Here is a 20,877-nt window from a genome sequence, read left to right as displayed (position 1 = left end):
ATTTGGATACAAATCATGCATTCAAGAAAAGACATTCGCAACATTGCGATTATTGCCCACGTTGACCATGGTAAAACAACACTGGTTGACCAGCTTCTGCAGCAGTCCGGTATTTTCAGTGCCCATGAGACCCTTCAGGAACGCGCCATGGACTCCAACGATCTGGAGCGTGAACGCGGAATTACGATCCTTGCCAAAAATACTGCAATTACCTATAAAGAGTTCTTGATCAACATTGTAGATACCCCTGGACACGCCGACTTCGGCGGTGAGGTTGAGCGGATTATGAAAATGGTTGACGGCGTAGTGCTCGTTGTTGACGCTTATGAAGGTTGTATGCCGCAAACGAAGTTCGTACTTCGTAAAGCGCTGGAACAGAATTTGAAACCGATCGTCGTTGTGAACAAAATCGACCGTCCGGCTGCCCGCCCTGCGGAAGTTATTGACGAAGTACTTGATCTGTTCATTGAGCTTGAAGCCAGTGACGAACAGTTGGAATTCCCGGTAGTATATGCTTCCGGATTGAACGGTACATCAAGCCTTGATCCAGAGAAACAGGATGACAACATGTTGGCCCTGTACGAAACAATCGTTGAGAAGATTCCTGCTCCAACTGAAAGTGTCGAAGAGCCGCTGCAATTCCTTGTAACTCTGATGGACTACAACGAATATCTTGGCCGTATTGCCATTGGCCGTGTTAACCGCGGTGTGGTTAAACAAGGTCAGTCCGTAACAGTTATTATGCGTGATGGTAAGAGCAAGACTGCACGTGTTGAGAAGCTGTTCGGCTTCCAAGGTCTGAAACGTGTAGAAGCAGAAGAAGCTGGCGCTGGTGACATCGTTGCTATTGCCGGTATCAAGGACATCAACATTGGTGAGACAATTGCTGATCCTGCACATCCAGAAGCCTTGCCTGTCCTGAAGATTGACGAGCCAACCATGCAAATGACCTTCCTCGTTAACAACAGTCCGTTTGCTGGTAAAGAAGGTAAATGGGTAACTTCCCGCAAGCTGCGTGAACGTCTGATGAAAGAGCTGGAGACAGATGTCAGTCTACGCGTACTTGAAACAGATAGCCCGGATGCATTCGTAGTATCGGGACGCGGTGAGCTTCACCTCGGTATCCTGATCGAGAACATGCGCCGTGAAGGTTATGAAATGCAAGTATCCAAGCCTGAGGTTATCGTTAAGGAAGTCGATGGTGTCAAAATGGAGCCGCTTGAGCGCCTGATGATCGACGTACCGGAAGATAGCATGGGTGCTGTTATGGAGAGCCTGGGCAGCCGTAAGGCTGAGATGGTAAACATGATTAACAACGGTACTGGACAGGTTCGTCTGGAATTCTTGATTCCTGCACGTGGTCTGATCGGTTACAATACACACTTCCTGACATTGACACGCGGCTACGGTGTAATGAACCATGCGTTCGACAGCTATGCACCATTGATTGGTGGTCAAGTAGGCGGACGTCACCAAGGCGTACTGGTATCCACAGAGACCGGAACTTCCACGTTCTACGGAATGATGGGTGTTGAAGACCGTGGTATCCTGTTCCTGGAGCCGGGAACCGATATTTATGAAGGTATGATCGTCGGCGAGCATACTCGCGACAATGATATCGTCGTTAATATTTGTAAGGAAAAAGCATTGACCAACGTTCGTTCTGCAACGAAGGACGATACTGTAAAAATGAAAACGCCACGGATGTTCTCTTTGGAACAGGCGCTTGAATATTTGAATGATGATGAATATTGCGAAATCACGCCGAAATCGGTGCGTCTGCGTAAGAAGATCCTTAACAAGAGCGAGCGCGAGCGTGCTGAAAAGCAACGTAAACAAGCACAAGCAAGCGTGTAAGCAAGAATCTAATAAGCCGTCGGAATTAAGATTCCGGCGGCTTATTTTTTCACAAAGGGATACATAGAAGGAATTTTGAGGTTAAAATGATAGACTGATGTTATAATGTAAGCGTAACTATATTCGGGAGGGGTGTACTAAAAGCTATGCAAACCTGGTTCGCTAATCATCCTGTTATTGCTTATATTGTTATTTTCGTCTTACTTACTTATGTTTACAATCAGGTATTCCGAGTGAACCAGAAGCTCTCCATCGGCAAGGAAATTGTTCTCTATGTGATGATGGCGCTGGGCTCCGGGATGCTTCTTATTTTTCAGCACGACAAGCTTCCAATTATCCAATGTCTGCTTGTGGCCGTCAGTTTGATGCTGCTTGTGCGGGTGCGGTATTTTGTCGAAGCAAGGCAGAAGCGGAAGGCGGCCGGCGGAGTGAAACGCTCCTAGTCCGCAACTTTTTACTGCTAAAATCGTCTATATAAACAGTATTATCCTGTAATCCAATGAACTGAAAAGGAATTTATTCTATTATGACACGCAACAATAATGAATTACCCCCGAGAAGATCTGCGGGGAATCCTAGCACTAGACCTGAAAACGGCAGGAAGCAGCCTGCCAAAGGGGCTCCTAAAAAGGGTAACAAAAAGAAAGCTAAAAAGAGAGGGTTTGGGGCCAGACTCGGCCGTGCACTTCTTGTTATTCTGATCGTGGCCATTGTTGGTGGTCTAGGTTATGGAGGCTATCTTTACTGGAAGCTGGAGCACGGGATTCTGGATACCGGTATAGACAAGCCAGTTCCGCCTGAGCAGTCTGCCACAGTTAAGCCCTTGACGATACTGCTTCTTGGAACCGACAGCCGGCCGAAGCATGAATCCTTCCTGACAGATGTGATCATGGTAGCATCGCTGAACCCGGAGACCAAATCGGCCACCGTTGTGTCACTCCCGCGTGATACCTATGTGGAGCTGGATGGATACAAAAAAACGAAAATCAATGAGTTCTATACACGTTTCAAGAGCAAGGAAAAGACCTCTGGTGGTTCGGCTGAGGAAGAAATGAAGACCATGATGGGCAAGTACTTGAATGTGAAAATAGACTATGTGACAGTTCTTGATTTCCAGGGCTTCCGGGATATCGTTGATACACTCGGCGGCGTCAAAGTGAACGTCAGTGCGGATATGTGCTATAAGGATAGCGCAGATGGAACCAATATTAATCTGAAAAAAGGTCCGGCCGAGCTGAACGGTGATAACGCGCTCGATTATGTGCGCTACCGCAAATCCAATTGCAAGCCGAAAACAAAGGGATCGGATGACTTTGACCGCAACAGACGGCAAAATGAAGTGTTGAACTCATTGATCGATCAGGTTCAATCATTCGGTGGTGTCATGAAGATTGGCAGCATGCTGGATGCCGTAAATGACAATATGAAGACGGATGTTGAAAACAGCCAGCTGAAGGATTTGATCGCTACCTATTGGAACATTTCCAAGCAGCATGTAGAGTTCAAGCCTGTAACGGGCACATGGAAAAGTCCATATGTATATATTAATGAGAAAGAGCTTGAGGCAGCGAGACAAAGTCTTCATAACCGAATCGCTGGTGTTAGCGAAGAGAATAATAACTAAAATTGAATGCAAGTTTCTCGCTATGTTATAATATACTTAATTGAATGCACTTTTGCGTCATAGGGGGCCTGTACTCATGTCCGAAGCCGTTGCTCAGCTTAATGAATCCCTGCTTTCGATGCTGCAATCTGAGACGTTTGTTCTGCTTAACACTGTCGATGCCGAAACTTCAGGTCCTACGTCCACTGCCATTTCGTGGATTTATGCAGTGAGCCCTTCCGTGTTACGGATCGCAGTGGATCATCGTTCACGGCTGGTGAACAATATGAAGGTTAACCCTATGGTAACAATTACTGTGTTCGGCGAGAGCACGGTTCATGCCATCAACGGACGTGCTGCGGTTAGGCAGGATCGTCTTGACGATGTGCCCTTTAATATTTGCTGCTTTGATGTTGAAATTGAAGCGGTGCGCAACGCGCTTTTTTATGGCGCGAAGCTGGACTCCGCTCCACGATATGTAAAAGTATACGATCAGCGTGCAGCCGAGAAGCTGGACGGACAAGTATTTGCTGCAATGCAAAAAGCCCGGTGAGGTCGTCACTGGGCTTTTTTTGTCAACTTATGACGTTATTGTTTTCTGGGCTTGGTATCTTCGGGAATTTGCGGAATAATCCGTCCGACAATGTCTGCCAGCTCTGAGGCGAATCCCGATACAGGGCGGCCTTTAGAGATATGGTTACTCAGCTCGGCAAGTCTGCTGGAAAGGTCCATGTCGGCAGTAACCAGGGCGTTAACGCTTCGCGGATCTTTGCGGATGGCTTCGGCCACGGAATATTTGATGCTTCCGACCCGCGATCTGCTAAGCGAGCCTTTGACGTCAAGACCAACAATGGCGGTTTTACCCATAACTACACAGTGTGCATTATCTACGCCGGGTACTCTTTTAGCCAGCTGCTCTAAGTGATCCTTGAGTGCAATCTCGCTTCCCGCTTTGGCCGTATGATTCACTTCGTTCGGAGATGCGGATGAAAGCGGGACGGCAGTGGTATTATTCAGTTTTCGAACTTCGTGGCCCCCTTTGTTGCCTACAGCCTGAGCCGACTGTTTATCCTGAGGAGAGGGTGATGTCTTCTTATTAGCGATACCGCAGCTTGTCAGCAGCAGCAGTACCAGCAACAGACACATTGATTTTCTCATATGTGCTTACTCCTTTCGGTCAAAGATTAGTTCTGGGATTATCTTTTCCCATGACGGAAAGAGTTATGTATGACCAATCAAACCAGGCGCTGTGGAGGGGATAACATGAAAAAAATATTTGTGCTTGATACCAACGTGCTGTTGCACGACCCCAATTCGATTTTTTCTTTCAAGGAGCATGAAGTCATCATTCCTGCAGTTGTATTGGAAGAAATCGACTCCAAGAAGCGCAATGCCGATGAAATTGGCCGTAACGCCCGCACCGTGTCCCGTCTGCTGGACGGACTCCGGGAACTGGGCCACCTGCACAGCGGAGTGGAACTGGAACATGGAGGCATGCTGAAGGTAGAACTGAATCACCGGAGCTTCGTGAAGGTTCAGGAGATGTTCGGTGAGGTATCCAACGACAACAGGATTTTGGCGGTTGCGCTCAATTATTTAATTGAAGAGAACGAGAAGCCTGATCCGCGTCCTGTTGTGCTGGTGAGTAAAGATGTATTGGTGCGGATTAAGGCGGATGTGCTTGGCATAACGCCTGAGGATTATTTGTCGGACCGTACCGGAGATCTAAATGAGCTGTACACCGGCTATCAGGCTTTGCATGTGCATCCTTCATTGATTGATGAATATTACAGCAACCGATATTTATCCATTAAGCAACTAGAGCTGCCTTATCGTCTCTATCCTAATGAATTTGTAATTCTCAAGGATGAGATCGGCAGCGGGAAATCTGCATTGCTTAAGGTGAATAGTGATGCTTCCCGTCTAGAACCGCTATATCTCGGGAATGATGCTGTCTGGGGCATCAGCGCTCGCAATGCCCAGCAGCGCATGGCACTGGAACTGCTGCTGAATGACGATATACCGCTGGTAACCATTACTGGCAAGGCGGGAACAGGTAAAACATTATTGGCGCTTGCCGCCGGATTGTTCAAGGTAGAAGACGAGCATAAATACAAAAAGCTGCTGATCGCCCGCCCGGTCGTACCGATGGGTAAAGACATCGGATATTTGCCTGGCGAGAAGGATGAGAAGCTTCGTCCGTGGATGCAGCCCATTTATGATAACCTCGAGTTTCTGTTCGATACTAAGAAATCGGGGGATATTGATAAAATTCTGATGGGGCTTGGCAGTATTCAGGTCGAAGCGTTGACCTATATCCGCGGCCGCTCGATCCCTGCACAATTCATTATTATTGATGAAGCGCAGAACCTCTCCCGTCATGAGGTGAAGACCATCGTCTCCCGGGCCGGTGAAGGAAGTAAAGTAATTCTCATGGGCGACCCGGAGCAAATCGATCACCCGTATCTGGATGCAGCGAGCAATGGGCTCAGCTATATTGTAGAAAAATTCAAGCAGCAGGGCATTAGCGGCCATATAACCTTGGAAAAAGGTGAGCGTTCCCGCCTGGCTCAGCTGGCTGCGGATCTTCTGTAACAGCTCATTTGCCCTAATCGTCATTGTTGTCCTAAGTCACTATACCGCACTATTCATCCTAAAAATGGTTCTAAGCGCTCCAAATGCTCTAGCAGCATAATTCTACCTTTAATTGCTTATAGCCTCTCTAATCCGCTCTAATCCGCTCTGGAACCTATGTTTTACCGCCGGGAGTTAAATCACTCCCGGCTTTTTGCTGCCCCCGCCACCTGAAAAGGCAGTGAATCATGTTTTTGAGGTGGCAAGCCGTAGCGTAGAGAGCGGAATTATTCTGGAGAAGCGCAGCGTTCGCCTTTATCCTCGGATTTCAACCACTATAGGTGGTTATTCAATCAGGAAATCCGAGGATAACAGCCGATCGGAAGAATAATCCGCACGCGGAGCGTCCAGGCACTCCGAGAGTTCTTGCATTCCCTGTCTTTTCAAATCTATATAATAGAAAGAGAACGTTTTCACAGATACAGACAAGGGGGAATCGGTCTGGTAGAATAGGGGAGAGGAAATGCCCCGGGAGGAGAACAATCGTGCTGAGACGCAAAAACTACTGGCTGCTGTTTGCCATCCTGCTGCTGTCGCTGACAAGTCTGTCACCGAGCATGCAGGTAAATACGAGCAATGGCCCGCTTGAGGTCAATAGAAGGCAGAACCCGTCTGCTTTTCCGGATTCAAGCAAGGTCGGGACAGTGGATAACTTGCAGATTACCGTAGCCCTCAGCCCTGCGGAATTTACTGAACTGAAGGCGCTGAGCAGCAGCTACTCGTTGTCCAGCGGCGTTAAAATAGACTTGAAGAATATTGAGAAGGCGGATGCTGAGGAAATCTTGCTGAAGGATTTAACTATCGGCGACAGTCCCGATATTATTATGACCGACGGGCGCAAGATACTTGATCTGGCCAAACACGGCTATCTGCTTCCTATTGATGTATATAGAAGTGTTCCAGGCAGCGCGCCGCTTACCCGGCTAATCCCGCAAATGCAGTGGAATGGGTATGACTGGGGCGTGCCGCTAGATATTGATCCTTATGTACTGGTGTATTCCCCGCAGCGGCTGACTGAACTTGGAATGCCTTCATTGCCGCGAAATGTAAATGAGTGGAATCTCATGCTGGAGAACCTTCGCAAACAGCCGGATAAATATCTGCTTGCCCTGGATACCCGAACTCCGTACGGATTTGCAGCTGTACTGGAGTCTATGGAAACCAGCATGACCTCTGTAAAGCCGGAGACGCTAAACTGGTTGCAGCAAGCGTTGGGAGATTTTTATTTGAGCAGCCAACCAGACCATAAGGTCTGGGACAAAATTCAGGATGGTAGTATTGCCATTGCCGCTGTTCCGTACTCGGAATGGAAACGATACGGGAATGCTTCCTTGAAGGCTGAAGGACTGCTTGGTGCGCGAGGTACTAATGGAATTGAGAGTATTTACAGCCGGTCGTTTGCTTTGCCTGCGCAGTCCGAACACCCCGAAGAAGCAGTGAAATGGCTGGCCTTTATCACCGGAACGACTTCGCAGCTGGATTGGCTAGATACAACGGGGGGCCTGCCCGCGCTAGATGAAATCTACCGTTCCGGGCCACCATCGAGTGTAGTACTGCCGTTCGATTCGCAGTTGCTGCTGGCTGAAGAAGCCGCCCCCGATGATGAACCGGAAGGCGGCTGGAAGAAAATGACCGAGGCGGTTGCCTTATTTCTTGAAGGCAAGCTGAATGCTACAGAGCTTCAGAAGCAGCTGCAGACATCAGAATGAGACGGCAAGCTTGACCTGAAGCAGGCCGTCCTTGCTATCAACCTCGGTTGCCCGGAGGAAAGAGATGATTTTTGCCGGATAAAAGCCTAAATCGAATTCTTTTTCCAATGCTTGATTGGTAGTATCCGGCAGTTCAAGTCCGTTAAAGACAATTTTATCAACATGGAACAACATCGCATTGACCGGTTCATTCTGGATCGTATAGTGTCCGGTTAGAGCCAGTGACAATTTGCCGCTTTTTCCCGAAGCGGTCACAGAGCCTTCATTGAAATGAAAAGCAAAATCGGTGAACAGTTTGTTCTGCGACTGTAAAAAATCATTAAGATCCTCTTCCTTAAGACTTAGCTGATAAGTCATTCCCTGGCGGGTAAGCAGCCCTTCGCGGTTCTGGACAAAGTCTGGTAGATTCTTCATCGCGGAGGCTAATGCTTTAAAGTAGGTTTTTACTTCGTGAAGCCCGATATTCTCCCAATACAATGAGAACTCTTTCAGTAGAGCATTCATGCTTTCCGGATCACTGCTGCCTCGGATTCCTCCTTCAATCTCCTTATGTAGAGCCGTTACCCTGATCTTTTGCTCCTCGAGTGTGCTTTTGAGCGTTGCCAGCTCTTGTGAACTTCGTTTGGCAGCCTGAAGCGTCGCTTTTAAACTTTTGTATTGCTTCTCATACTGCGATAAAATATCGCGGTCCCGCCCGATGATAATTTCGTAGTAATCCCACAGAACAAGCACTCTGCTAATGCTTTTGGCGGACAGAAAAGCTTCCAATAGTCCATCCCGATCTCCCATATAATAAGAACGAATAATGGCACCGGCACGTTCCTGCTGAGCAGCAATTGCCGACTTTTGTTCGGCCGCCTGAGTTTCCAACCCCGCCACTTTGTTCTCGAGAGCTTCCTGTTCACTGCTAATCCGGGCGATTTCTTTCTCAATTTCGGCAGAGGACAAGGTCTGCTCCAGCAGTTTGCGCGTATCTTCATTATCCGTAAGAGAAGCTGGTGGAGGCGCGACAGTGCCGACAGGGTCAGCAGACAGATATGCGGAGGGAACCAGTGGCAGGAGTGCGCAGCAGAATAAAATGAGTATGGCTGCAATCATACGGCGTATAGAAGGACGGGAGAGCACCACACCACCACCTTTGCTTGTATAAAATAGTTCAGGATTGGAATAGCAATATTACTAATGATATGATTCACCCTGCTAAAATAGCATACTCCGTTTTTAAGTCCATGTCCTATAAAAAAAAGCATGCAAAAAAACGGAAGAGCCCCTTGCTATCAGGGGGCATCGTCCGTTCCGTTAGAGTAAATTACGTTTATAACGGGAGACCCATCTGGAATATCGTCCAGTAGCTAAAGCCGGTGAAGGTCACAATCATGTATCCCCAGAAGAGTAGAATGTATGTCTTCTCGGTAAATTTAAGATACCCCAGGATAACGAAGAATGCGGTTTGCAAAAAGAAGAGCAAGGCCATTTCGGTCAAATTTCCGGCAAAAGCCATCAAGCCGATCGCCAGCGTGAAAAACCCCAACACCCGAAACATGCGGTCCAAGAGCGAGTCCCCCTTCAAATATGTATCTTCATTCCATTTATTTTAATTATACCCGCTGCGGAAATGAGTGTAAACGAATTCATCGAAAAAAAGTGCGGATTTGTGAAAAAATGTGATTTTTATGATTGACACCTTTTCTTAAGGAGGGTTCGAGAGAATTAATAAAGCATAATGCGTATGAGGTGTACGTAAAATGGAAATACAATTTAGTATCAAATAGATTCTATGAACTCTTTAAGAGGCATAGAAATGGAGTAAGCAGCTTTTATCCCTATTCACTACCCGGCGGAGCTGCCGGTTATGAAGATGGTTATTTCAAGATGTTGTTAGGAGGTTTGGCTTTTATGACAGCCGTTAGACAGGACGCTTGGAGTACAGAGGATGATCTAATCCTGGCAGAAGTAACTTTACGCCACATTCGGGAGGGTAGCACTCAGCTTGCTGCTTTTGAAGAAGTGGGGGAAAAAATCGGCAGAACTTCCGCTGCCTGCGGATTCCGCTGGAACAGCTGTGTCCGCAAGAGTTATGAAGATGCGATCAGCATTGCTAAAGGGCAACGCCAGAAACGCAGTTATTTGAAGAAACAACCAGCCGTAAGAGGCGCACAGGTAGCTGGATTGATCCTGGGAGAAACAGAAGAGGATTACGCTAGAAGTGAAGGGCTGACCGAGAACACATTGTCCATTGATGCGGTAATTCGTTTCTTGAGACAATGGAAGGGAACTTTTCAAGAGGCCGGCCGGCAGCTAAAGATGCTTGAGCGGGACCTTCGGGAAAAGGAAGAGGAATTGACAGAGCTGCGGACGGAGAATGAACGCCTGTCCAAGGAAGTCAATCTTGCTCAAACGGATTACAGGGTTGTAAATGACGATTATAAAGCATTGATTCAGATTATGGACCGCGCCAGAAGGCTGGCCTTTCTGAATGAAGAAGAAGAGGAACTTAAGACCCGCTTCAAGATGGATGCTAATGGTAATCTGGAGCGAATTGAGTAAGGTTTCTCAGCGCTGAGAATCCCGCAATGTGCAGGTGCAATGGCCTGTCTTGCGGGATTTTTGCTTTTGCTTTTGCCGAGGGGTGCGGGATATACTAAAGGGAAACTATGGGGAAATGTGGCAGGGGGCAAGTATGAGGATTGATATTATAGGCGCTGGATCATTGGGGCTGCTGCTGGCCGGACGGCTTATTTCAGCTGGGAACGAGGTCAGACTGTGGTGTCGCGGCGGTCAACAGGTCCACGAGCTGGTGCGCAGCGGGATCAACATTAGTTATGAGGATGAAGGAACGCCAATTAGAATTAAAAGTGATCTTTTCCATGCAGGCTTGGTGACCGGATTTACCGAGACCTATTTGCGAGAACCTGGTGGCTGCATTGTAATTACTGTTAAACAAAATGTTCTGCATCATGATTTACCTGAGATGTTGCAGCCACTTCGCAATGAGCGTCCAAGTATTGTTTGTTTTCAAAACGGGATCGGACATATAGAGTTGCTGCAAAAACTGCTCCCGGAGAGCAATATTTATGCTGCTGTTACCACGGAAGGCGCTAAAAGGAAAACATTAACAGAGGTTATTCACGCCGGGAAAGGGGAAGTATGGTTAGGGAAGGTTCCTCCAGAAGCCTCCATGAGAGCTCCTTTTACGGAGCCTCAGAACGATATTGAAGTAATTCATTTACTTGAAACACTTTCAGTTGCAGGATTCTCCGCGTTTTTGTCGAATGACATGAATACCATGATTTACCGAAAGCTCTTAATCAATGCTGTTATTAATCCACTTACTGCTCTTTGGCGCATTCCGAACGGGGAACTGCTCGCCTCCGAGGAACGCATACGGGTCATGAGAGATCTGTATAATGAAGCCATTGCAGTATATGAAGCATGCGACATTCCTTATGAAACCGATTCATGGGAGGTCATTGCTCAGGTATGCCGATCCACTTCGGGTAATACCTCATCTATGCTTGCGGACGTTCTTGCCGGAAGGGCAACAGAAATCCGCTGGATTAATGGCAGTCTTGTAGAAATGGGAGAGCGTTCCGGCCTGGCGGTTCCACTGCACCGCATTATGTGCCGACTGGTAGAGGGTATGATCGCGGAGGAGAGGTGAGGTTGCCTTGGAATTTTTGCAGAATTCGTTCGTTACATTAAGTGTTATTCCGGTTGTCCCTTTTTTGCTTGTTTATTTTATCGGAACAGGTATGAAAAAAGACAGGAGGAAGACCTTTTTTCTGGCCATGGATGTTAGCACGATTTTTTTATTGCTATCGGTGTCCGCGCTTTTTAATAACATATTCAGTACCAAATTCGGCTTTTATCTTATACTACTTATTGTATTAATATCCGCTGGACTGATTGGTGGAGCGCAAAATCGTATGAAAGGAAAAGTGGATGGTAAACGGATTTTACGGGCAGTTTGGCGGCTCAGTTTTATCGTAATGAGCACTTTTTATGTTTTGTTCATGTTCGTAGGCCTTATAAAGTACATATCACAAGCCATGTAATGTTCCGCTACTTCGGTGAAGCGTCAACGTCACAAAATTTTAAAGTTTTAAAAAAAATGTGTTTTCAGAAAACATTAGTCTAGATTTTTTTGACCACTGGTTGTATAATCATAAACCATATACCACATTCTATTTAGGGGGAACTGCTAGATGAAGAAGAGTAAAAGTCTATTGCTTATGATTGCTCTAGTTCTTGTAATCGGCACAGCGCTTGCTGGTTGCGGCGGGAACAAAGCAAACAACGGCAACACAGCCAGCCCAACCAACGCGGCAGGCAACACAAACACAGGTAGCGGCGACGAAAAACTGGCTGCTGACCAAACGCTTAGACTTAATATGAGTGCAGATGTACCGACATTTGATCCTGGTCAAGCTCAGGACAGCCAATCGAATGTGGCTCTTAAGTTAATGTATGAAGGTTTAGTGCGTATTGACAAAGACGGAAAAGAAGGCCCAGGCGTAGCTGAGAAATGGGATATTTCCGCAGACGGATTGGTTTATACCTTCCACTTGCGTGACAGCCAATGGAGCAATGGTGATCCGGTAACTGCAAATGATTTCGTATTTGCATGGAAGCGGGTTCTTGACCCAGCAACTGTTCCAGCGCCACCATATGCACAACAACTTTACTATTTAAAAAATGCAGAACAGTTCAACAAAGGTGAAATTAAAGATTTCTCTCAAGTAGGTGTTAAGGCAGTTGATGAGCACACTCTTGAAGTAACTTTGAATAACCCGACTGCATACTTCTTGAACTTGATGTCCTTCTACACCTACTTCCCGGTTCACAAATCGGTAGAAGGTAATGAGAAATGGGCAACTGATCCTAAAACAATGATTACAAACGGACCGTTTACCCTTACTAGCTGGATTACAGGTCAATCCGTTGAGTATACCAAGAACGATAAGTATTGGGATAAAGACGACATTAAATTGAATAAAATCACTGCTACTATTGTTAACGAAGCTTCTACAGAAGTTCTAAGTTACAAAAACGGCGAAATTGATCGTGCAGGCGCACCAAACGGTGACATTCCACCAGACCAAATCCCTGTATTGAAAAATGAATTGCCAGATGATTTCACACTGAAAGCTATTGCAAGCATTTACTACTATGAATTCAACACAAAAGCTGAGCCATTTGACAACGCGAAAATCCGTAAGGCATTTTCCATGGCAATCAGCCGTCAAGATATCGTAGATAAGGTAACTTTGGCTTCTCAAGTTCCAGCATTCGGTTACATTCCACCAGGTATTAAAGGTGCATCCGAAGGTAGCGAATATCGTAACGATTACAAAGATGATTTCTTCAAAGAGGACTACACAGAAGCTAAGAAATTGCTTGAAGAAGGTATGAAAGAAAAAGGATACACTACATTGCCACCAGTTACATTGATCTACAACACAAGCGAAGGTCACAAGAAGATTGCTCTTGCCATCGCTGATATGTGGAAAAAGAACCTTGGTGTTGACGTGAAAACTGAAAACCAAGAGTGGGGCGTATTCATCAAAAACCGTCAAAATGGCGATTACCAAGTAGCACGTGCTGGTTGGAACCCAGATTACAACGATCCAATGACATTCTTGGATATGTGGAAAACTGGTAATGGTAACAACGACATTAAGTTCGACAATGCAGAATACAACAAGTTGCTTGATGATGCTTATAAAGAAGTAGACAATACTAAACGTATGGAAAGCTTCCATAAAGCTGAAGAGATTTTGATTAAAGATGAAATGGGCGTTATGCCGATTTACTACTACACTCAAGTCTCGCTTCAAAAGCCATATCTCAAAGGCTTAGTTTCTCAGTATGACGGTACTGTGGATTACTCTAAAGCATATTTGTTGGAACACTAAAAGCTTGCACAAATATTATGCAGTAAAATAAGAGTGCATGTTATAAAGTCTAGGGATATATGTGGTAACACATCATATATATCCCGTTTTTTTGTGTAAGTGCAATGGTGTTTATTTCTTCCTCTTTATCCATAAACATGCATTGGACAAGGGGCTTAGTTTTTCCTACAATTGAAAAGGATTGTTTTAACTCGAAAAAGGAGGTGCGCAGTAGGAATGGTGCGTTATTTTTTAAATAAATTTTTCTACATGCTAGTATCTATTTTGATTCTAATTACTGCAACATTTTTTCTAATGAAAGCAATACCTGGCGATCCATTTATGTCTGAAAAGAAAGTTCCACCTGAAGTACAAGCCAGACTTTATCAGCAGTATGGTTTGGACCAACCAGTCTGGAAACAGTATTTGAAGTACATGGGGAATATTGCGCAGGGAGATTTAGGGATTTCTATGAAGCAATTGAACCAAGATGTAAGTGGTTTGATTGGAAAAACATTTTCTGCTTCATTAAAGTTAGGTCTAGTTGCTATTGTAGTTTCAGTTGTAATCGGTGTACTTTTGGGTATGCTTGCTGCCTTGTATCATAGGCGCCTAATTGATAATTTAGCAATGGTGATAGCGGTCTTAGGTATTGCGGTACCGGGATTTTTAGTCGCTGCTTTACTCCAGTATGTCTTCTCTTATAAATTGCATATGTTCAGAGTTATGGGTTTCACAGGACCACTGGATTATGTATTGCCTGTAGCTGCATTAAGTTTCCAGCCAATTGCGTTTATTGCTCGCTTGACACGTTCCAGTATGCTTGAAGTTTTGCATGCAGAATATATTAAGACAGCAAAAGCTAAAGGTTTAAGCTGGGCTCAAATCATGTTCAAACATGTCATTCGTAACGGAATCATGCCTGTAGTTACCTATGTTGGACCGATGACGGCTAACATTGTAACGGGTTCAGTTGTTATTGAACAAATTTTTGGTATCGGCGGAATCGGAAAACAATTCGTACAAGCTATAGGTGTTCGGGATTATACACTTATTATGGGGATTACTATTTTCTACGGAGTATTACTTATGCTTGCACGTTTTGCAACAGATATTTTGTATGTGTTTATCGATCCTCGAGTTAAACTTGTTGGAAGGAAGGAGGGTTAGTTTTGTCTGTAAATCAAACATTATCATCGCAGAGCACACAACTTAAACCGGAGGATTTTGTACAAGTTAGTACAGATAAGAAGGTTGCCGAAACAATAGAACGTGAAAGTATTTCTGCCTGGAAAGACTCCATGTATCGTTTGCGTCAAAATAAAATGGCCATGACAGCTTTAATTGCGATGATCATCATAATAATCGCAGCGATTGTTGGTCCACTTATTTCGAAATACAATTACTATTCAAATGATTTGCTGAATACTAATCAGCCTCCTTCGTCAGAGCATTGGTTTGGAACCGATGATTTAGGACGGGATATGTGGGTACGGACTTGGATGGGTGCACGTATTTCACTTATCGTTGGATTGGCAGCAGCAATGATTGACTTGTTTATCGGTGTTATATACGGTGGAATCATGGGTTATTTTGGCGGTCGTGTAGATGAGATTATGAATAAATTTTCAGAAATCCTTTATTCTATTCCGTACCTGCTTGTTACAATACTATTGCTGGTTGTTTTAGAACCTAGTTTAGGTACAATTATATTAGCGTTAACAATTACAGGCTGGATTAATATGTCTTGGATTGTTCGGGGCGAGATCATGCAACTCAAAAACCGTGAATTTGTCCTTGCTTCGCGTTCAATGGGTGCAAGCTCTGGTCGTCTATTATTCCGTCATTTGTTGCCGAATGCAGTTGGTCCGATTATCGTAACCATTACGCTTTCTGTTCCAAGTGCGATCTTTGCAGAAGCCTTTTTAAGCTTCCTCGGTTTAGGTGTTCAAGCACCAGTTTCATCACTCGGTTCTATGGTTAACGACGCTAGAACAGGCTGGATGACTTATCCTTGGCGCATGATTTTCCCTGCCGCAGCGATTAGTGTGACTATGCTTGCATTTAACATTCTAGGCGATGGTCTTCGGGATGCATTGGATCCTAAATTGAAAAAATAAGGATTTGGGGAAATCAATTTTACTAGTTTAGTGTTTTTCAGCGCAACTGTTTAAATCATGATTTCCTCTGATCTTCTCGTTAACTTAAAAAGAATTCAGAAGGGTCAAAACATCGACATTGAAATCAGTTGTCAACGTTCTGGCCAAATATCAAGCATGATCAGCATTTGAGTCCATCATAAGGTATTGGAGTGCTGAACCTGGTTGATATAAATGATGCAGGTATCCGTTGTAATCAACATTCTCACAATTCTTTCGGGTATGCGATAGTTGTTGGTTACTATCGTGTTATTTTGTGTCCTGAGTGCTGATTAAAGACGAGTAGTGTTATATGCAAGATGACAGGGAAAGTTGCTGTTTTAATTAGCGACACAGTGCCTTATTCTTTTAATCACCGATCGGCTATCTGTTCACTGTAGGTTACAGTGATAAGGTGCATACATGTGAATGGTTCGATTCCGGTGTCACAGGATTCAGTATATGCATTAGATGCTTTGCTGAAATCTGCATTTGATGGCCAAGGAGGTGCGGTTCTTATGAGTAAGAACTTAATTGAAGTAGAAGGTCTTAAAAAATATTTTAATGTAGGTAAAGGCAAGGTACTTAAGGCAGTCGATAACGTCAGCTTTAATATCCGTGAGGGAGAAACGCTAGGTATGGTAGGTGAGTCTGGTTGTGGTAAAACCACAGCAGGACGTACGGTTCTTCGTTTGTATGAGCCGACTGCCGGAAGCGTGAAATATAACGGAACTGACATCTATAAATTATCCTCAAGAAAAATGAAGGCTTTCCGTCGGGATATGCAGATGATCTTTCAGGATCCATATGCATCCCTGAATCCGCGGTTTACTGTTTCGGATATTATTGGCGAAGCATTGGACATCCATGGAATGGCTGGAAGTAGTAGCGAGCGCAAAAAACGCATTGAAGAATTATTAGATATGGTTGGTCTGAATCATGACCATGCCACCCGGTATGCTCATGAATTCTCCGGTGGACAACGACAACGGATCGGTATTGCTCGGGCGCTTGCCGTTAACCCGAAATTTATTGTTTGCGACGAGCCTATTTCTGCACTGGACGTGTCCATTCAGGCACAGGTTGTCAACCTTCTTAAAGAGCTTCAGGATCGCATTGGACTGACATACCTCTTCATTGCCCATGATCTCTCTATGGTTAAGCACATCAGTGACAGAGTTGCTGTAATGTATCTGGGGAAAATGGTAGAGCTTGCAGAAAGTGAAGAGCTTTATTCCAATCCGATACACCCATACACCAAGTCATTGTTATCTGCAATCCCTGAGCCGGACCCAGAGGTTGAGGCGAACAAGAAGCGGATTCATTTCCATGATGAATTGAAATCGCCGATTTATACGCAAGGCCAGAAGGACTCAGAGGAAGCTTCGCAATTGGTTGAAGTATCCAAAGGGCATTTTGTGTCCAAAGCGTTTGCTTAATATTAAATGAATTCAAAATCAACTCGATGATATCACGAGTATTTTGAAGTGCACCCCTTAGAATAGACATTGGATTAAACCTTCGGGTTTTCCAATGAAATCCTAAGGGGTGCATTTTTATGGTGATTAAAATTTAAGATAAGTGATTCTTTGACGAATCCCCCTCCTTTGGATACAATCAGATAGGGTTTATCACTCTGTAATTTAATTTATATATAGCAGAGATAGCAGACAGGAGGCTACAGCAATGAAGGTTGTAACGGAGCCGCTTGCGGGCGGATCTGCGCTTGCCAGGGACTATATGAACCGTTATGAGACGGTAGAACATTTATACGGTGGTGACTTCCGTAATGAAGGCAGCAGAGCGTTGCGGGCGGAATGGCTGGACAGCCACGAGGCATTGCGTGCTGACCGGGCGCAGGTGGCAGCTTGCCTGCGGAGTTATAATGAAGCACACAATCCACATGAGGCGGTAAAGTCTTCGCTTGCATTGTTGGAGAAGCCGGGGACACTGGTAATTTCCGGAGGCCAGCAAAGTGGGTTGTTCACGGGTCCGCTGCTTGTGATATATAAGGCAATGACAACCATAATAGCGGCAAGAGAAGCCGGGGAGCAATTAGGCAGACCTGTTGTTCCATTATTTTGGATTGCCGGGGAAGATCATGACTGGGATGAGGTCAATCATACCTATGTGTTGAATCGAAGCGGGGAAATCAGCAAGATCAAGATTGAGAAAACCGGAGATGTACGTTCATCGGTCAGCGATATTAAGGTTGAAGACGAAAGCTGGCAGCAAGCCGTAGCTCAACTGGATGAACTGCTGCAGGACAGCGAGTTCAAACCAGGAATTATGGAATTCATCCGTGAAGCCTCTTCTGCTTCCAATAACATGACAGACCTTTTCGCCAAGTTGATGGGTAATCTGTTTGGCAAATTTGGTCTGATTCTGCTTGATTCTGCTGATCCCTGTCTACGCAAATTGGAGCAGCCGTTTTTTGAAACGCTGATCCGTGAGAATGGAGAACTGGAGACGGCCTATCTAAATGCGGCTACGGTTATTCGTGATAGCGGGTATCAGCTTCAGGCCGATGTGGCGGAAGGCAGTGCGAATCTGTTCTATATTCATGAAGGCACACGCTTGCTGCTGCACAAGAAGGATGGTTTCTTTACGGACCGTAAAGGAACTGTATCTTTTTCAAAGGAAGCACTTCTGGATATACTTTATACCCACCCAGAGCGTTTCAGTAACAATGTGCTGACCCGCCCGTTGATGCAGGACTACCTCTTGCCTACCTTGGCTACAGTGCTGGGTCAGGGAGAGATTGCTTACTGGGCGATCCCGCATCAGGCTTTCAAGACGGTGGGGGGAGCTATGCCGCTGATTATTCCGCGGATGTCTTTCACTCTGGTGGAGGGCACGCTGCAAAAGCATATGGACAAATACGGAATCGGATTCCCTGATGTACATCAGGGACTGGACAGTAAGAGACAGGAATGGCTGACTGCGCAGGACGAGCTTCGTTTGGGAGACCGTTTTGAAGAAACGAAAGCAGCATTCAATGCGCTTTATGAGCCTTTGATTGAACAGCTCGGCACCATACAGGCCGGACTACTTAAGCTGGGAAGCAATAATAAGGACAAGATCCTCGATCAGATCTCTTTCCTGCAGGCCAAAGCTCAGGATGCTCTTGAGAAGCAGAATGAAGCGGCGCTGCGCCAGTGGGAACGGATTGAGCTGTCCCTAATGCCGCAAGGAAAGCTTCAGGAGAGAGTCTACAACATCATGTATTACTTGAACCGCTATGGACCAGATTGGCTTGATAATCTAATGGCTGTTCCTGCTGATTACAGCGGTACCCACCGCATGATATATATGTAACTTTGCATAGGTGATACGATGCAGAAGCCGTTCTGCCGGAAGCATATTCCGGCCGGGCGGTTTCTTGCGTGTTTCTGGTAATTTATACAGGGGGTAACAGGTGTCTGACAGGACCTTGGAACCATATATATAGGGACTTAGAGGCAATTTTACAATTAGGAAACAATTACCTTGGTCTGGAAAAAGGTTTTTGATTTTTAACGGCGAATCTATTATGCTTAAGTGGTGAAAAGTGGGGTAAAGTGGGGATTTGGGGAGCGGGAGTGGGAAAGCTATGTTCATGGGTGAATACCAGCATAGTATCGACGAGAAAGGCCGAATTATTATTCCGGCCAAGTTCCGTGAAATGCTCGGAACTTCCTTCGTGGCGACCCGCGGACTTGACTCCTGCCTTTTTGTTTATCCCATGGAAGAATGGGGCATCATGGAGCAAAAGCTCAAAACCCTATCGTTGATGAAATCGGATGCCCGCGCATTCAGCCGCTTTTTTTTCTCGGGAGCGACAGAATGTGTTTGGGACAAGCAGGGCAGGGTAAACTTGCCGGGCAATTTGCGGCAGTATGCCAAGCTGGACAAGGACTGTGTTATTCTAGGCGTTTCTAACCGGGTGGAGATCTGGAACAAGGAGCTTTGGGAACAGTACTTCGAACAGTCAGAAGAATCATTCAACGAGATTGCCGAGAAATTGGTCGATTTCAACTTTGATCTATAAACCACACAAATATCGAATACTGTCCTGGAGGGATGCAGCTTGTTTCATCACATCACGGTGCTTAAAGAAGAAGCGACAGAAGGGCTGCACATCAAAAAAGACGGAATCTATGTAGATTGCACGCTCGGCGGGGCAGGTCACAGCTCACTTATCGCTTCCAAACTCAGCGGAGAAGGCCGTTTGATCTGCCTGGATCAAGATGACTGGGCCCTGAATAACGCCAAGGAAAAACTGGCTGAATACGGGGATAAAGTTGTTCTTGTGAAGACGAATTTCCGCGATTTGGAATATGTGCTTAGAGATGTGCCTTTTGTCCCGAAGAAAGACGGAGTTCCCCAGGTTGACGGAATTCTCTTTGACCTTGGCGTCTCATCGCCCCAGTTCGACGAAGGGGAACGCGGCTTTAGCTACAATCACGATGCGCCGCTGGATATGCGGATGGACCAGTCGGGAATGCTGACTGCAGCGGATATTGTGAATACCTGGTCCGAACAGGAAATCGCACGCGTGCTTTTCCAATACGGGGAAGAAAAATTCTCGCGACGGATTGCCGGACGCATTGTAGCGCGGAGAGCCGAGAAGCCTATTGAGAACACTGGCGAATTAGTAGAGTTGATCAAGGAAGGTATTCCTGCGGCTGCGCGCAGAACTGGCGGACATCCTGCCAAACGGAGTTTCCAGGCCCTGCGAATTGCTGTAAATGATGAATTGGGTGCCTTTGAAGAAGGGCTGCATGGGGCGGTTCGCTGTCTGGCGCCTGAAGGAAGAGTATCCGTCATCACCTTCCACTCGTTGGAGGATCGGATTTGCAAGCAGATTCTGAGCAGTTATGTCAGCAAATGCACATGCCCACCTGATTTTCCGTTATGTGTATGCGGTGCTGAAGGCTCGCTCAAACTGATCAATCGCAAACCACGCTTGCCTTCCGAAGAAGAGCTTGAGCTTAACCCTCGTGCCCGTTCAGCGAAGCTGCGTATTGCAGAGAAATTGTAAATTACGATAAAGGAGAGTC

The 20,877-nt window shown here is 45.7% G+C and carries 19 protein-coding genes; 16 read left to right on the top strand and 3 right to left on the bottom strand.

From position 1 onward, the window contains the following. Window positions 1-15 precede the first annotated feature (15 nt). The 4 genes from typA to ACFRAM_RS10485 all read left to right on the top strand — a co-directional run bounded on the left by typA (window position 16) and on the right by ACFRAM_RS10485 (window position 4,013). Complete coding sequence (typA, locus tag ACFRAM_RS10500; protein ID WP_175372862.1) at window positions 16-1,857, top strand: translational GTPase TypA; 1,842 nt, start codon at window positions 16-18, stop codon at window positions 1,855-1,857. A 146-nt stretch (window positions 1,858-2,003) separates the two neighbouring features. After that, entirely contained in the window at window positions 2,004-2,300 is a 297-nt protein-coding gene (locus ACFRAM_RS10495; RefSeq protein WP_066364195.1) for a YlaH-like family protein, read from the top strand. Between the two features lie 83 nt (window positions 2,301-2,383). Continuing rightward, entirely contained in the window at window positions 2,384-3,481 is a 1,098-nt protein-coding gene (locus ACFRAM_RS10490) for an LCP family protein (protein ID WP_379465806.1), read from the top strand. 76 nt (window positions 3,482-3,557) lie between these two features. After that, window positions 3,558-4,013 carry a PNPOx family protein gene (locus ACFRAM_RS10485; RefSeq protein WP_066364192.1) on the top strand — a complete coding sequence of 152 codons (456 nt, stop codon included), beginning with the start codon at window positions 3,558-3,560 and terminating at the stop codon, window positions 4,011-4,013. A gap of 35 nt (window positions 4,014-4,048) precedes the next feature. Here ACFRAM_RS10485 and ACFRAM_RS10480 read toward each other — a convergent pair whose 3' ends face one another. Beyond that, window positions 4,049-4,618 (bottom strand): YhcN/YlaJ family sporulation lipoprotein, encoded by a 570-nt coding sequence (locus ACFRAM_RS10480; RefSeq protein WP_379465805.1) that lies wholly within the window; start codon window positions 4,616-4,618, stop codon window positions 4,049-4,051. 105 nt (window positions 4,619-4,723) lie between these two features. Between ACFRAM_RS10480 and ACFRAM_RS10475 the strand changes: the two genes are divergently transcribed. Next, a complete protein-coding gene (locus ACFRAM_RS10475) occupies window positions 4,724-6,055 on the top strand; it encodes a PhoH family protein (RefSeq protein WP_379465804.1) in 1,332 nt (443 codons plus the stop codon). 524 nt (window positions 6,056-6,579) lie between these two features. After that, on the top strand, window positions 6,580-7,803 hold the full coding sequence (locus ACFRAM_RS10470) for an extracellular solute-binding protein (RefSeq protein ID WP_379465803.1): 1,224 nt from the start codon (window positions 6,580-6,582) through the stop codon (window positions 7,801-7,803). Here ACFRAM_RS10470 and ACFRAM_RS10465 read toward each other — a convergent pair. Both ACFRAM_RS10465 and ACFRAM_RS10460 read right to left on the bottom strand, forming a co-directional pair. After that, entirely contained in the window at window positions 7,795-8,928 is a 1,134-nt protein-coding gene (locus ACFRAM_RS10465; RefSeq protein ID WP_379465802.1) for a coiled-coil domain-containing protein, read from the bottom strand. The two genes, ACFRAM_RS10470 and ACFRAM_RS10465, sit on opposite strands and share 9 nt — an antisense overlap. Before the next feature lie 190 nt (window positions 8,929-9,118). Next, the gene (locus tag ACFRAM_RS10460; protein ID WP_066364179.1) at window positions 9,119-9,355 is read right to left on the bottom strand and encodes a DUF2626 domain-containing protein; all 237 of its coding nucleotides are present in this window, start codon (window positions 9,353-9,355) and stop codon (window positions 9,119-9,121) included. A 344-nt stretch (window positions 9,356-9,699) separates the two neighbouring features. Here ACFRAM_RS10460 and ACFRAM_RS10455 point away from each other — a divergent pair, with 344 nt between their 5' ends. The 10 genes from ACFRAM_RS10455 (at window position 9,700) to rsmH (ending at window position 20,858) form a co-directional block, all read left to right on the top strand. Then, entirely contained in the window at window positions 9,700-10,350 is a 651-nt protein-coding gene (locus ACFRAM_RS10455; protein WP_379465801.1) for an RsfA family transcriptional regulator, read from the top strand. Between the two features lie 133 nt (window positions 10,351-10,483). Continuing rightward, a complete protein-coding gene (locus ACFRAM_RS10450) occupies window positions 10,484-11,464 on the top strand; it encodes a ketopantoate reductase family protein (RefSeq protein ID WP_379465800.1) in 981 nt (326 codons plus the stop codon). A 7-nt stretch (window positions 11,465-11,471) separates the two neighbouring features. Continuing rightward, window positions 11,472-11,858 (top strand): DUF3397 domain-containing protein, encoded by a 387-nt coding sequence (locus tag ACFRAM_RS10445; RefSeq protein WP_175372870.1) that lies wholly within the window; start codon window positions 11,472-11,474, stop codon window positions 11,856-11,858. 150 nt (window positions 11,859-12,008) lie between these two features. Continuing rightward, the gene (locus ACFRAM_RS10440; protein WP_379465799.1) at window positions 12,009-13,718 is read left to right on the top strand and encodes a peptide ABC transporter substrate-binding protein; all 1,710 of its coding nucleotides are present in this window, start codon (window positions 12,009-12,011) and stop codon (window positions 13,716-13,718) included. 216 nt (window positions 13,719-13,934) lie between these two features. After that, window positions 13,935-14,867 (top strand): ABC transporter permease, encoded by a 933-nt coding sequence (locus tag ACFRAM_RS10435; protein ID WP_066364163.1) that lies wholly within the window; start codon window positions 13,935-13,937, stop codon window positions 14,865-14,867. A 2-nt stretch (window positions 14,868-14,869) separates the two neighbouring features. Beyond that, window positions 14,870-15,817 carry an ABC transporter permease gene (locus tag ACFRAM_RS10430; RefSeq protein ID WP_379465798.1) on the top strand — a complete coding sequence of 316 codons (948 nt, stop codon included), beginning with the start codon at window positions 14,870-14,872 and terminating at the stop codon, window positions 15,815-15,817. Window positions 15,818-16,353: 536 nt separating this feature from the next. Beyond that, on the top strand, window positions 16,354-17,274 hold the full coding sequence (locus ACFRAM_RS10425; protein ID WP_175372873.1) for an ABC transporter ATP-binding protein: 921 nt from the start codon (window positions 16,354-16,356) through the stop codon (window positions 17,272-17,274). A 247-nt stretch (window positions 17,275-17,521) separates the two neighbouring features. Continuing rightward, window positions 17,522-19,153 carry a bacillithiol biosynthesis cysteine-adding enzyme BshC gene (bshC, locus tag ACFRAM_RS10420; RefSeq protein WP_379465797.1) on the top strand — a complete coding sequence of 544 codons (1,632 nt, stop codon included), beginning with the start codon at window positions 17,522-17,524 and terminating at the stop codon, window positions 19,151-19,153. A gap of 274 nt (window positions 19,154-19,427) precedes the next feature. Continuing rightward, entirely contained in the window at window positions 19,428-19,865 is a 438-nt protein-coding gene (gene mraZ / locus ACFRAM_RS10415; protein ID WP_066364153.1) for a division/cell wall cluster transcriptional repressor MraZ, read from the top strand. A gap of 39 nt (window positions 19,866-19,904) precedes the next feature. Further along, window positions 19,905-20,858 carry a 16S rRNA (cytosine(1402)-N(4))-methyltransferase RsmH gene (gene rsmH / locus ACFRAM_RS10410; RefSeq protein WP_379465796.1) on the top strand — a complete coding sequence of 318 codons (954 nt, stop codon included), beginning with the start codon at window positions 19,905-19,907 and terminating at the stop codon, window positions 20,856-20,858. Window positions 20,859-20,877: the final 19 nt, after the last annotated feature.

The organism is Paenibacillus sp. NPDC056722, assembly GCF_042790635.1.
Lineage (GTDB): Bacteria > Bacillota > Bacilli > Paenibacillales > Paenibacillaceae > Paenibacillus_AQ > Paenibacillus_AQ agri.
This window is presented reverse-complemented; position numbering and strand designations above follow the sequence as displayed.

What these genes read in the sequence shown, in the direction of transcription:
- typA (WP_175372862.1), top strand. Translation starts at nt 16, where the DNA reads ATGCATTCAAGAAAAGACATTCGCAACATTGCGATTATTGCCCACGTT.
- ACFRAM_RS10495 (WP_066364195.1), top strand. Translation starts at nt 2,004, where the DNA reads ATGCAAACCTGGTTCGCTAATCATCCTGTTATTGCTTATATTGTTATT.
- ACFRAM_RS10490 (WP_379465806.1), top strand. Translation starts at nt 2,384, where the DNA reads ATGACACGCAACAATAATGAATTACCCCCGAGAAGATCTGCGGGGAAT.
- ACFRAM_RS10485 (WP_066364192.1), top strand. Translation starts at nt 3,558, where the DNA reads ATGTCCGAAGCCGTTGCTCAGCTTAATGAATCCCTGCTTTCGATGCTG.
- ACFRAM_RS10480 (WP_379465805.1), bottom strand. Translation starts at nt 4,618, where the DNA reads ATGAGAAAATCAATGTGTCTGTTGCTGGTACTGCTGCTGCTGACAAGC.
- ACFRAM_RS10475 (WP_379465804.1), top strand. Translation starts at nt 4,724, where the DNA reads ATGAAAAAAATATTTGTGCTTGATACCAACGTGCTGTTGCACGACCCC.
- ACFRAM_RS10455 (WP_379465801.1), top strand. Translation starts at nt 9,700, where the DNA reads ATGACAGCCGTTAGACAGGACGCTTGGAGTACAGAGGATGATCTAATC.
- ACFRAM_RS10450 (WP_379465800.1), top strand. Translation starts at nt 10,484, where the DNA reads ATGAGGATTGATATTATAGGCGCTGGATCATTGGGGCTGCTGCTGGCC.
- ACFRAM_RS10440 (WP_379465799.1), top strand. Translation starts at nt 12,009, where the DNA reads ATGAAGAAGAGTAAAAGTCTATTGCTTATGATTGCTCTAGTTCTTGTA.
- ACFRAM_RS10435 (WP_066364163.1), top strand. Translation starts at nt 13,935, where the DNA reads ATGGTGCGTTATTTTTTAAATAAATTTTTCTACATGCTAGTATCTATT.
- ACFRAM_RS10425 (WP_175372873.1), top strand. Translation starts at nt 16,354, where the DNA reads ATGAGTAAGAACTTAATTGAAGTAGAAGGTCTTAAAAAATATTTTAAT.
- bshC (WP_379465797.1), top strand. Translation starts at nt 17,522, where the DNA reads ATGAAGGTTGTAACGGAGCCGCTTGCGGGCGGATCTGCGCTTGCCAGG.
- mraZ (WP_066364153.1), top strand. Translation starts at nt 19,428, where the DNA reads ATGTTCATGGGTGAATACCAGCATAGTATCGACGAGAAAGGCCGAATT.